Source organism: Anaeromassilibacillus sp. An172 (assembly GCF_002160515.1).
Taxonomy (GTDB): domain Bacteria; phylum Bacillota; class Clostridia; order Oscillospirales; family Acutalibacteraceae; genus Limousia; species Limousia pullorum.
Window position 1 is genome coordinate 15,981 of record NZ_NFKS01000019.1, and the last position, 12,843, is coordinate 28,823.

General features: G+C 42.2%; 8 protein-coding genes and 1 rRNA gene. 6 read left to right on the top strand and 3 right to left on the bottom strand.

Annotated features, from left to right (window positions below):
- Positions 1 to 101 precede the first annotated feature (101 nt).
- The 3 genes from rpe to B5F08_RS09175 are packed head-to-tail and all read left to right on the top strand — an operon-like array spanning position 102 to position 4,276.
- The gene (gene rpe, locus B5F08_RS09165; protein ID WP_087378563.1) at positions 102 to 752 is read left to right on the top strand and encodes a ribulose-phosphate 3-epimerase; all 651 of its coding nucleotides are present in this window, start codon (positions 102 to 104) and stop codon (positions 750 to 752) included.
- 57 nt (positions 753 to 809) lie between these two features.
- Complete coding sequence (locus B5F08_RS09170) at positions 810 to 2,534, top strand: ABC transporter ATP-binding protein (protein WP_087378565.1); 1,725 nt, start codon at positions 810 to 812, stop codon at positions 2,532 to 2,534.
- Entirely contained in the window at positions 2,534 to 4,276 is a 1,743-nt protein-coding gene (locus B5F08_RS09175; protein ID WP_087378567.1) for an ABC transporter ATP-binding protein, read from the top strand. The genes B5F08_RS09170 and B5F08_RS09175 overlap by 1 nt, the downstream gene beginning before the upstream one ends.
- 56 nt (positions 4,277 to 4,332) lie before the next feature.
- Here B5F08_RS09175 and B5F08_RS09180 read toward each other — a convergent pair whose 3' ends face one another.
- Entirely contained in the window at positions 4,333 to 5,238 is a 906-nt protein-coding gene (locus tag B5F08_RS09180) for a zinc ribbon domain-containing protein (protein WP_087378569.1), read from the bottom strand.
- Positions 5,239 to 5,769: 531 nt separating this feature from the next.
- Between B5F08_RS09180 and B5F08_RS09185 the strand changes: the two genes are divergently transcribed.
- Entirely contained in the window at positions 5,770 to 8,391 is a 2,622-nt protein-coding gene (locus tag B5F08_RS09185) for a valine--tRNA ligase (protein ID WP_087378611.1), read from the top strand.
- Between the two features lie 392 nt (positions 8,392 to 8,783).
- Here the strand turns inward: B5F08_RS09185 and B5F08_RS09190 are convergent, their stop codons facing one another.
- Positions 8,784 to 9,026 (bottom strand): helix-turn-helix domain-containing protein, encoded by a 243-nt coding sequence (locus tag B5F08_RS09190; protein WP_087378571.1) that lies wholly within the window; start codon positions 9,024 to 9,026, stop codon positions 8,784 to 8,786.
- A 136-nt stretch (positions 9,027 to 9,162) separates the two neighbouring features.
- Between B5F08_RS09190 and B5F08_RS09195 the strand changes: the two genes are divergently transcribed.
- Positions 9,163 to 9,600 carry a hypothetical protein gene (locus B5F08_RS09195; RefSeq protein WP_087378573.1) on the top strand — a complete coding sequence of 146 codons (438 nt, stop codon included), beginning with the start codon at positions 9,163 to 9,165 and terminating at the stop codon, positions 9,598 to 9,600.
- A 325-nt stretch (positions 9,601 to 9,925) separates the two neighbouring features.
- On the opposite strand, the gene rrf is transcribed toward B5F08_RS09195, so the two are convergent.
- Positions 9,926 to 10,042, bottom strand: a 5S ribosomal RNA gene (rrf, locus tag B5F08_RS09200).
- 371 nt (positions 10,043 to 10,413) lie between these two features.
- Between rrf and B5F08_RS09205 the strand changes: the two genes are divergently transcribed.
- Positions 10,414 to 12,735 carry a serine/threonine-protein phosphatase gene (locus B5F08_RS09205; protein ID WP_087378575.1) on the top strand — a complete coding sequence of 774 codons (2,322 nt, stop codon included), beginning with the start codon at positions 10,414 to 10,416 and terminating at the stop codon, positions 12,733 to 12,735.
- Positions 12,736 to 12,843 lie beyond the last annotated feature (108 nt).

Consider the following 12,843-nt stretch of genomic DNA (forward strand, 5'->3'; position numbering starts at 1 on the left):
AACCATTCCAAAGATTAAGTGGAAGGTCTCGCCCGACGGAAAACATGAGCTAATTTTAAGCTGAACTTTTCCCCGTCGGATATAAAAAAGGAGGATAAGAAATGCTTATAGCACCTTCAATGCTTTCATGTGATTTTTCAAAAATGGGAGCTGAAACAGAAAAAATGGATAAGGCGGGAGCCGATTGGATTCACCTTGACGTTATGGACGGACATTTTGTTCCCAATATAACCTTCGGCGCACCGGTTATTAAGTGGATAAGACCATTTACAAAGCTTCCCTTTGACGTTCATCTTATGATAAGCGACCCGCTTAAATATGTGGACGACTTTGCGGATGCAGGAGCAGATTACATAGTTTTCCACGTTGAGTGTGAGTCAGATATCGAAAAAACCATAGATAAAATTCATTCAAAGAATATTAAGGCAGGACTTGCGGTAAAACCAAAGACACCTGCGGAGGCGGTTTTCCCTTATCTGCATAAAGTAGAGCTTGCCTTGGTTATGACTGTTGAACCGGGATTCGGCGGCCAGTCATATATGGCGGAAAATATTGAAAAAATCGCCAAAATCAAGGCAGAAGCAAAAAGACTTGGAAAAGATATTCTCTGTCAGGTTGACGGAGGAATAAACGATAAGACTATTGCCCACGCATATCAGGGCGGAGCAGATGTCTGCGTTGCGGGAACAGCGGTTTTCAAGGCTGAGGACAGCCGTAAAGCCATAGATAATTTGAAAGAATTATGTAAATAATAAAAAGGCAGACGGCGTTTTCGCCGTCTGTTTTGTTAAATAAAGGGGGAAAAGATATTGCTGAAGCTTGCACGATATTTAAAATATTATAAAATACAGGTGACAATAGGTCCGGTGTTTAAGCTCCTTGAAGCTGTGTTCGAGCTTATTGTACCGCTGATAATGGCTAATATAATAGATATAGGCGTAAAAAACGGCGATACAGGATATATTGCAAAACAGGGAGTTTTGCTGGTAATACTGGGAGTTACGGGACTTTTAAGCGCACTTATCTGCCAGTACAGCGCATCCTTTGCATCTCAGGGAGTGGGAACAATACTGCGCCGTGATTTGTTTCACCATATAAATACCCTTTCCCATAAGGAAATAGATATAATCGGCACGCCGTCACTTATCACAAGAATGACCAGCGACATAAATCAAATACAGCTTGCCGTTGCAATGCTTATAAGACTTGTTATACGTGCGCCCTTTTTGGTTGTGGGCGCAATGATAATGGCGTCAACTGTGAGCCTGAAGCTGTCTGTAATATTCTTCGGTGCGGCAGTGCTTATCGGACTTACCCTCTATATTATAATGAGCAAAAGCGTTCCCTTTTTTAAAACTATACAGAAAAGACTGGATAGAATTTCCCTTATCTCAAGAGAAAATCTCCGTGGAAATAGGGTTATAAGAGCATTTGCAAGACAGGATGAAGAGGAAGAAAAGTTTTCAAAGGCGGCGCAGGAGCTTACAGACGCCAGTATTTCGGCGGGCAGAATTTCGGTTCTTTTAAGCCCTTTGACCTGTATAATAACAAATATCGCCATTGCCCTTATTATCTGGTTTGGCGGTATGAACGTAAATATCGGCGAGCTTTCACAGGGAGATATAATTGCCCTTGTTAACTATATGACCCAGATAATGCTTGCAATGGTTGTGGTTGCGGACTTGGTGGTAATATTTACAAGAGCCTCCGCATCTGCTCAGAGAATTAACGAAATTTTTGAAACAAAAACCTCTGTGACAGAGGAGAAAGCAGAGAAAAATCCAACTGCTGAAAACGATAATGCAATAGAATTTAGAAACGTAAGCTTTTCCTACGGCGAGGGGAAAGCATTGAAAAACGTGACCTTTTCTATTAAAAAGGGCGAAACTTTGGGAATTATCGGCGGAACCGGTTCCGGTAAATCCACATTTGTAAACCTTATCCCACGTTTTTACGACGCAACAAAAGGACAGGTGCTTGTAAACGGCGTTGACGTTAAAAAGTACGAAATAGAAACATTGAGAGAGAAAATCGGCGTTGTGGCTCAGAAAACCGTTTTGTTTAAGGGAAGCCTGAGAAAAAATATGCAGTGGGGCAAGGAAAAGGCAACTGACCAGGAAATTATAAAAGCCTTAAAAATCGCCCAGTCCCGGGATTTTGTGGAGAAGCTTCCCGGAAAGCTTGACTTTGACGTGGCTCAGGGAGGAAAGAATTTCTCCGGTGGTCAACGACAAAGACTTACAATAGCGAGAGCCTTGGTTAAACAGCCGGATATACTTATCCTTGACGACAGCTTTTCGGCTCTTGACTTTGCCACCGACGCAAATCTTAGAAAAGAGCTTAAAGAGCAGACAAGGGACATGACGGTGGTTATAGTTTCCCAGAGAGCTTCCACAATCAGGAACGCAGATAAAATAGTTGTTTTAGATGAGGGCGAGTGCGTCGGTATCGGTACTCATCAGGAGCTTTACAAAAACTGTTCAGAGTACAGGGAGATATGTCTGTCACAGCTCAGCGCAGAGGAGGCGGTTTGATGAAAAAGAAAAAATCCTATTCAACAGTTAAAAGAATAGTTTTAGCCGCCGCCAAATACAAAAAATATGCGGTGATAGGCATTATCTGCGCATTTATAAGCGTGGGACTTACACTTTTGGGCCCGGTGCTCACCGGTAACGCTATCGACTGCATTATCGACAATGGACAGGTGGACTTTGAAACCATTTCAAAAATTTTAATTGGCTTTATGCTCACAACTGCGGGTTCTGCGCTGTTTCAGTGGATTATGGGACTTTGCACAAATAAGCTTAGCTACTGCGCCGCAAGGGATTTAAGACAGCAGGTCTATTCAAAGTTCAATTCGGTTCCTTTAAGCTACATCGACGGCTCAAGCCACGGCGACCTTATAAACCGTGTTATAAACGACGTTGACGCAGTGGGCGACGGTCTTTTGCAGTCGGTTACAAAGCTTTTTACAGGCGTTGTTACCATTGTTGCCACCCTTGTGTTTATGTTCGCAATAAATGTTACCATAGCTTTGGCTGTAATGCTTTTGACCCCGGTGTCATTGTTTGTTGCGGCTTTTATCGGAAAATTTTCCGGAAGCAAGTTCAGAAAGCAACAGCTTTTACAGGGCGAAGTCAGCGCATATATAGAAGAAATGGTGGGAAACCAGCAGATTGTAAAGTCCTTTGCCTATGAAAAAAGGGCAGAACAGGAATTTGAAAGAAAAAATCAGGAGCTGTACAAGGTGGGACAAAAAGCCCAGTTTGCAGGAAGCCTTGCAAACCCCTCAACACGCTTTGTAAACGGACTTGTATACGCCGCCGCAGGAATTTTAGGAGCACTGTCTGCGGTAAACGGTGGACTTACAGTAGGTCAGATTTCCGTGTTCTTAACATATGCAAACCAGTACACAAAGCCCTTTAACGAAATAACCGGCGTTTTGACCCAGCTTCAAACCGCAATAGCTTCTGCAAAACGTGTTTTTGAGGTGCTGGACGAGCCAAACGAAACCGCCGACAAGGAAAACGCAGTGACAATCGAAAGAGCCGACGGAAATATGGTTTTTGAAAATGTAAACTTTTCTTACCGTGAAAATCAGAAGCTTATAGAAAACTTTAACCTTAAAGTAAAAAAAGGTCAGCGCATAGCCATTGTAGGCCCTACAGGCTGCGGCAAAACCACAATGATAAACCTTATTATGAGATTTTACGACGTGAACAGCGGAGAAATTCGTCTTGATTCCGTTCCCATAAAGGACATAAAAAGAAACAGCCTGCGCCAAAACTTTGCAATGGTTTTGCAGGACAGCTGGCTGTTTAACGGAACGGTCAGGGAAAACCTCTGTTACGGAAATCCTGACGCCACGGAAGAAGAAATGATAAAGGCGGCAAAATCAGCTTACGCACACGGCTTTATCTCAAGACTTCCAAAGGGCTATGACACGGTGATAACCGAGGAAGGCTCCAACCTTTCCCAGGGAGAAAAACAGCTTTTGTGTATAGCCAGAGCAATGCTCACCGATTCGCCTTTGCTTATTTTGGACGAAGCCACAAGCTCAATTGATACACTTACGGAACAGAGAGTTCAAAAGGCTTTCGCCAAAATGATGGAGGGCAAAACAAGCTTCGTGGTAGCCCATAGACTTTCCACAATCAAGGAAGCCGACGTTATTCTTGTTATGAAAGACGGAAACATAATAGAACAGGGCAGACACGAAGACCTGCTGAAAAAAGCAGGATTTTATTCAACACTTTATAACAGTCAGTTCAGCTGATATTTAAAAACAAAACCCCGTGAAAAATCACGGGGTTCGGTATTTATATGGAAAATTTAATTGCATTTTGTTCCGCAGATTCCGCAGTAGATATCGTCGTCGTTTAAGGGAGCGCCGCAGGATGGACAGGTTTTTGGTTTGTTATAATTTTCTGTCTGAGTGAATGAGCTTTGACCGGTCGGATAATTGTATTTAGCAGTCTGCTTAAACTGCTGTGGGTTTTGCTGTGTGTACTGATTATACTGCTGAATGCTCTGCTGCTGATTGTTAAAGGAGTCGTTATACTGTGAATTTTGATATTGTGACTGATTAAACTGCTGATTTGAGCCGTATGTATATTGGGGGAAACTTGCCTGAGCCGCTTTATTGTACTTGTACGGGAAAGCTATCCAAATGCCCAGGAAGAAGTAGCTTACAAGATTAAGACACATTTCTATGTTGCTCTCAACTGTGTATTGCAAAGCTATAGAGCATATGATGTTACTGCCCACATAAAGCAAAAACAGAATTAAATAGATTATAAAGAAAACAATAGATAAGGGCTTGTTTTTACCGCTTAAACAAATGATTGAAAAAAGAAAAGCATAGATAGTGATAATTCCAAAGGCAACAGCATATAAGGTGTTTCCGTAAACGAAATCCTCGGAGGTATACCTTAAAAGCTCTGTAAAGTTTGATTTTATAATAAAGTTGTAAACATAGCTTGAGAGAGATGAAAGCTGTATAAGTATTGCCAAAGGAAGCATAAAGCTTCTTGTGCGTGAGAAAAGCACAAGGGTCAGCAGTAAGAGGGATACAATAGAGGGAATCCAGTTGATACCATAGTTTTCAAAAAGAAAATCCATAGGTATTCCCATATCGTTAATCTTGATAATCATGCTGCCGATTAAGTAGACCGTAAATAAAAACCAGCACAATACGGTTATTGCCGCAAACGGTAATTTAAGTTTTTGATTGTTCATGTTTTTACCTCCTATAAAAAAGATTGTAATTTTATTTTATCATAACAATAGGACTAATGCACGTGTTTTGATAATTTTCTGTATTTAATGTAGATAAGGGCGGTTTTTGTGGGAAATGGTGTGAATTTTGCAAACCAACCCCATTGACAAAATATAGCTGAAATGAGATAATAAAAAGTGTTTCAGTTTCGTGAAAAGGACTTTTATTGAATATAAAATCCCGATTGCGAAAAGATAAAAAGAAAAGTTAAATAAGAGTGAACCATTCCAAAGATTAAGTGGAAGGTCTCGCCCGCCTTGAAACGATGCTTATTTTTAAGTTGGAGCTTTACGAGGCGGAGATAAAAAACTCGCCCGACCTGTGCAGATGTTTATTTTTAAGATAGACTTTTTGTATGTCGGAAATAAAAAAGTTAAATGAGAGCGAACCATTCCAAAGATTGCGGAAAAGGTCTCGCCCGACCTGAAATGAAGTTTATTTCAAAACAAAACCTTTGCAGGTCGGATATAAAAAATAAAGGGGAGAAGAAAATGGCTAAGGAGCTTGCTAAGGCTTATAATCCTCAGGAATTTGAGGATAGAATATACGGCTTCTGGCTGAAAGGCAACTACTTTCACGCTGAAGTTGATAAGGATAAAAAACCATATACTATTGTGATGCCGCCTCCAAATATCACAGGTCAGCTTCACATGGGTCACGCATTGGATGAAACCTTGCAGGATATTTTGATTAGATATAAGAGAATGCAGGGATATTCAGCTTTGTGGCTTCCGGGTACTGACCACGCTTCTATCGCTACCGAGGCAAAAATCGTTGAGGCTATGGCTAAAGAGGGCCTTACAAAAGAGGACTTGGGCAGAGAGAAGTTTTTGGAAAGAGCTTGGGACTGGAAGAAAGAATACGGCGGCAGAATCTGCGACCAGCTTAAAAAATTAGGCTCAAGCTGCGACTGGGAAAGAGAAAGATTTACCCTTGACGAGGGCTGTTCAAAGGCTGTTAAAGAGGTTTTTGTAAAGCTCTATGAAAAGGGACTTATTTACCGTGGCGAAAGAATAATCAACTGGTGTCCTCACTGCTGTACTTCAATTTCCGACGCAGAGGTTGAATTTTCCGAGCAGGAGGGCAATTTCTGGCATATCAGATATCCGATTAAGGACAGCGACGAATATGTTGAGATAGCCACCACAAGACCTGAAACACTTCTGGGCGATACAGCAGTTGCAGTAAACCCAAATGATGAAAGATATAAAAATATCGTTGGAAAAATGCTTATCCTCCCGATTGTTGGCAGAGAAATTCCTGTTGTTGCCGACGATTATGTTGAGATGGATTTCGGAACAGGCTGTGTTAAGATTACACCTGCTCACGACCCTAATGACTTCGAGGTTGGTTTAAGACATAATCTGCCTGTTATAAATGTTATGGACGATACTGCCCATATGAACGAGAACGCAGGCAAATATCAGGGTATGGACAGATACGAGTGCAGAAAAGCAATCGTTCACGACCTTGAAGAGGGCGGCTTCCTTGTTAAGATTGAGCCACACGTACACAATGTAGGTACCTGCTACCGCTGTAAGACAACTGTTGAACCTAAGGTTTCAAAGCAGTGGTTTGTAAAGATGAAGCCTTTGGCAGAGCCTGCAATCGAGTGTGTTAAGGACGGAAGAACAAAGTTCATCCCGGAAAGATTTGAAAAGATTTATTTCCACTGGATGGAAAATATTAAAGACTGGTGTATCTCCCGTCAGCTTTGGTGGGGTCATAGAATTCCTGCATGGTACTGCGCAGACTGCGGCGAGGTAATCGTTTCAAGAGAAGAGCCTCATACATGCCCTAAGTGCGGAAGTACAAAGCTTTCACAGGACGAGGATACATTGGATACATGGTTCAGCTCTGCATTGTGGCCCTTCAGCACATTGGGCTGGCCTGATAAGACACCTGAGCTTGAGTATTTCTATCCCACAAATACACTTGTTACAGGATACGACATTATCTTCTTCTGGGTTGCAAGAATGATTTTCTCAGCCTGCGAGCAGATGGGATGCCCTCCATATGATACAGTATTTATTCACGGTATCGTAAGAGATGAAAAGGGTATAAAGATGTCAAAATCTCTCGGAAACGGTATCGACCCGCTTAAGGTTATTGACCAGTACGGCGCAGACGCTTTGAGATTCTTCCTTGCAACAGGAAACTCACCGGGAAATGACATGAGATTCAGTGAAAAGCGTGTTGAGGCAAGCCGTAACTTTGCAAATAAGCTGTGGAACGCAAGCCGCTTTGTTCACATGAATATAGATGATTTCAATGTTGAGAACAAGCTCCCTGAAAAGCTTGAAACAGAGGACAAGTGGATTTTAAACGAGTTCAATAAGGTTACAAAGGAAATCAACGAAAACCTTGAAAAGTTTGAATTGGGCGTTGCAGTTCAGAAGCTCTATGACTTTATCTGGGACTGCTACTGCGACTGGTATATCGAGCTTGCAAAGTCAAGACTCCAGTCCGACGAGCAGACAGCTCAGAACGCAAGACAGGTTCTCGTATGGGTTCTTGAAAAGACCTTGAGACTTCTCCATCCGTTTATGCCTTACATCACAGAGGAAATCTGGCAGACACTGCCTCACGAGGGCGAAACAATAATGCTTTCAAAGTACCCGGAGTACGACGAAAGCCTTGACTTCCCACAGGCAGCCAAGGAAATGGAAAGCGTTATGGACGCAATAAAGGCAATCCGTAACCGCCGTCAGGAAATGAACGTTCCTCCGTCAAGAAAAGCAAAGGTATACATTGCCACAAAGCTCAGTGATGTATTTGCAAACGGCTCTAAGTTTATCTGCAAGCTGGCTTCCGCAAGCGAAGTTGAAATAGGCGAAAGCTTTGAAATCGAGGGCGCAGTAACAGTTGTTACCACCGACGCAAAGATTTATATCCCTATGGATGAGCTTGTAGACAAGGCAGCAGAGACCGCAAGACTTAAAAAGGAACTTGCCGCCACAGAAAAGCTTTTGGCTCAGTCCGAGGGTAAGCTCAACAATCAGGGCTTTATCTCAAAGGCTCCGGAAAAGGTTGTAGAAACCGTTAAACAGCAGGCAGCCCGTGAAAGAGAAAAAATAGCTCAGCTGAAAGCCGCTTTGGAAGCTCTTTTATAACCGACGGGGAAAAGTAAATTGGGAAATAAACTCCCGTTTACCGTCGGGCGAGACGTTATTTTAAGAAATAAAAATAGCTCTGTTACAGTTAAGTCTGTAGCAGAGCTATTTGATTATGAGGTTCAATAAAAAACAATCCATAGAATAATTTTCTTTTAAAGAATAATAAAACATCCATGGTCAATTTAAAATGAACCGTGGATGTAATTGCAATAAGTTAAAAATAAAAGGTAATTGAGAGCGAACCATTCCAAAGATAGCGGAAAAGGTTTCGCCCGACCTGTGATGATGTTAATTTCCTTTGCTAACCTCAGCAGGTCGGAAATAAAAAACTCGACCGACCTGTGCAGATGTCAATTTCCATGCTAAACCCATGCAGGTCGGAGCCAAAACTATTTGATTTCTTGTTCGAGGTTGTCGAATATGTCGCTGTTAAAAAATTCCCTTATGGTTATTCCTAAACCGTCACAGATTTTCTTTATGGAAACAACGCCGGGGTTTTTGCTTTTATCGTTGAGCATACTGTATATTGTGGAGGGGGAAACTCCGGAAATGTTAGCGAGGGCATTTACGGCAATATTGTTTTGACGGCAAAGTTCTAAAATTCTTTTTTCAACGGCTTCTTTTATGTCCATTTATTTCACCTTTTCTTGTTTTTTATTCTGAAATAAATGGTATACAAATATGCGATAAATCGTGTGGGATATATCGCATATTTCAAGAAAATATGTTATAATTACGATATATCCTATATATGAAAGGTTGTTTATCGTGATTTGTACTTTTTTTGGACATAGAGCAATACCGAAAAATATTGAAAATGAATTGCAGATAGTTTTAATAGATCTGATTAAGAATAAAGACGTTAATTTATTTTATGTAGGAAACAATGGAGATTTTGACGCATTGGTGCGAAAAGAATTAAATCTTTTAAAATCGACATTTCCACATATTAACTATTATGTTGTACTTGCTTATATGCCTAAAGAAAATAATATATTAAATACATATAATTTTTCAGATACAATTTATCCTGACGAGCTTGAATTTACTCCACCAAAATATGCAATAGACAAACGGAACAGGTGGATGTTAAATAAATCAGATTATGTGGTTACATATGTTAAAACAACATTTGGCGGTGCGTATAAGTTTAAAAAGCTTGCTGAAAAGAAAGGAAAAACAGTAATAAATTTAGCCGATAAATAATTAGGATAGGGTTGAGCCGTCAATTAGATTTATCTTTGTAAACAGGCTTGGTTTTATCATAAACCTTACTGCTACCGTCCGCACATGATAGTGCGCCCCTACGGTGATTTTCTTTTAAAGAATAATAAAATATCCACGGTCAAATTGAAATGAACCGTGGATGTAATTGCAATAGATTAAAAAATCAAACCCAACCGATAGTGAGCTATTCCAAGGACTTAGAAAAAGGTTTAGCCCGACCTGAAACGACGTTTATTTCCTAAAATGACCTTTGCAGGTCGGAGATAAAAGAAAAACCGAACGCTTTTGCATTCGGTTTTTGTTGTGTTGGCATCTCCCTATTTTCCCGGGCCGTCTCCAGCCAAGTATCTTCGGCACCACTGAGCTTAACTTCCGTGTTCGGTATGGGAACGGGTGGACCCTCAGCGTCATCAACACCAACTTATTTACTTTTTGTTCGCTGTCGTTACAGCTTTATTATTATATCATCATGTCCGCCTATTGTCAACACTTTTTTAAAATTTTTTTATTTTATTCCCGATTTTTCACTGCGTTTTAAGTCTTATATGGGGAATAGACAAAATAAAAATCTGTAAAAGAATTAAAAATCGGTTTAGCTGTCGCATATGGGATAAATTTTAAATTATTACCATCAGCGACCTGTAAAAAATAAACTGCGCAAAATCAAACAAAAGATTTGAAAAAAATCCATACAGACAGCGACAAAAGAATTATGTCCGGATTTATATAATATATTTACATTCCCTTATAGGTAAAGGGACAGAATAAAATGAAATCAAGGACGTGAAGAAGATGTCAAAGCAGGCTGTTTTGAACAGAAAAACAAAATTTAACGCAGAGACCACAAAGGTGGTAAAATGGCTTATGGTCAAGGCGGCGTATCTGGTGACCTCTGCCGTTGTGTCGGGGGGAACAATACTGGGAGGACTTTCTCCTTTCGGAGCCTCTTTCTGCGCCTCAGTGCCTTACAACGCATTGCCGCCCTCTCTTATAGGCTCGCTGGTGGGATATACCTTTTCCTCTCCGGCGGAAAGCTTCCGATATATGGCGGTGGTTATGGGAATAGTGGGTATCAGGTGGGTTTTAAACGATTTAAAAATCGCAAACACAAGAATTTTTCCGGCTCTTGCCTCCTTTATTCCAATTGCCGCCACGGGAGTGGTGCTTCTCACCGCAGGCTCGGAAACGCTGGAGGGCTTTACCGCCTGTATGACGGAAGCGATTATAGCATCTGCTGCCGCATACTTTTTTAAACAGACCTTAAACAGCGTAAGGTCAAAAAAAGCCGTCACTGCCTGGTCCAGTACAGAGCTTGCCATGCTGGTTATATCGGGATGTATATTGCTTTTGTCTGTAAGCTCAATATCACTTAACGGATTTTATCCGGCAAGGGTGCTGTCAATTTTGATTATCCTTGTGTTTGCCCGTTACGGCTCGGTTTCCGGCGGATGTATCTGCGGAACGGCTTTCGGAATGGTGTTCAGCCTTGCTCAGACCGGAGATTTTTACATAAGCGGAGCATATGCTTTCGGTGGTCTTATGGCAGGACTTTTTGCGCCGGTGGGAAAAATCTGTTCAGCCCTTGCTTTTGCTCTTTCGGCGGCTGTTATATCTCTCTGCGCAGGAGAGGGATTCCCTGAGCTTATGATGATTTTTGAATTTATCTGTGCGGCGGCTTTGTTTATGGTTATACCCAACAGCACGGGAAGCTTTATTTCCTCTGTCTTTTCCAACGACATGGACAGCCACATGGCTGACGCATTGAGGGAAAATGTTGTGTCAAGGCTTTCCTTTGCTTCAAAAGCCTTGGAGGGAGTCAGCAGCTGTGTTACCGGCGTGTCCGAGCGTTTACAAAGAATATATACGCCGTCAATCGAAGGAGTATACCAAAAAGCCGCAAATGAGGCTTGCCAGGGCTGCGGTCTCAGGGTATTCTGTACCGAGAAAGAGGGTGATGTTACGAAAGACGATTTCAACAGGCTGACACCCCTGTTAAAGGAAAAAGGAGAAGTGACCGCCCAGGACATAGAAAAACTATTTGTTAAAAAATGCTGTAAAAACAAGGAGCTTGCGGAAAGTATAAACAGAAACTACAGGGACTACCTTGCAAGCGTTGCCGCCGACAAGAGGATTACCCAGATACGCTCTGTAGTGGCGGGACAGTTCTCGGGACTGGGAAATATTTTAAACGACCTGTCCATAGAGTTTGACAACATCTGCGACTACGACTGCGAAAGTGCTTCACGTGTCTGCGCCGCCGTTGAGGGTATGGGTATTGTTCCCATGCAGTGCAGCTGCCGCATAGATATAAATTCAAAAATGACCGTTGAAATCGAGATGACCGGAATAAATCCAAAGGATCTGAGCAGGGCAAGACTTTTGCGAGAGGTTTCAAGAAGCTGTATGCGCAGGTTTGATTCCCCATGTATCAGCGTTGCCGAGGACAGAATAAGGGCGGTTTTCAACGAGCTTCCGGAGTTTGACGTGCAGATAGGAACAAGCCAGCACATCTGCGGAAATTCCACCTTATGCGGCGACTGCGTGAACTACTTTACCGACGGAACAGGAAAAATGACAGCGGTTTTAAGCGACGGAATGGGCACAGGGGGAAGAGCCGCCGTGGATTCCAACATGGCTGTAAGCATTATGACAAAGCTTTGCCGCTCGGGACTTTCCTGTGAAAGCGCATTGCAGATTGTAAATTCATCTGTAATGATAAAATCCGAAGAGGAGTCCCTGGCGACCCTTGACGTAACCTCGGTAAATCTTTTCAGCGGCGAGGTGGACATTATGAAAGCCGGCGCCCCTTTGACATACATCAAAAGAAAGGGCAGAGTTACAAGGCTTGACATGCCCTCTCTGCCTGTGGGAATTTTAAACAACGTGAAATTTTCAAAGGAGAGGATAAAGCTTTCCGAGGGTGACTGGGTGCTTATGGTGTCCGACGGTGCGCTTTTCGGAAATGACAGCTGGATTGAGGATTTACTTGCCGGCTGGAACGAGGGACACGCCTCAAAGCTTGCAAAGGAGGTAATAAGCGGAGCGGAAAGCCGCCGCAACGACGGCCACGACGACGACATCTCCGCCATAGCCATAAAACTAATCCACTCTTAATTTTAAATCCGACCTGCAAAGGGCGGATTTAAAAATTAGCTTTCGTTTCAGGTCGGGCGAAACCTTTTGTTTAGTCTTTGGAATGGCTCGCTCTCGGTTGGGTTTGAT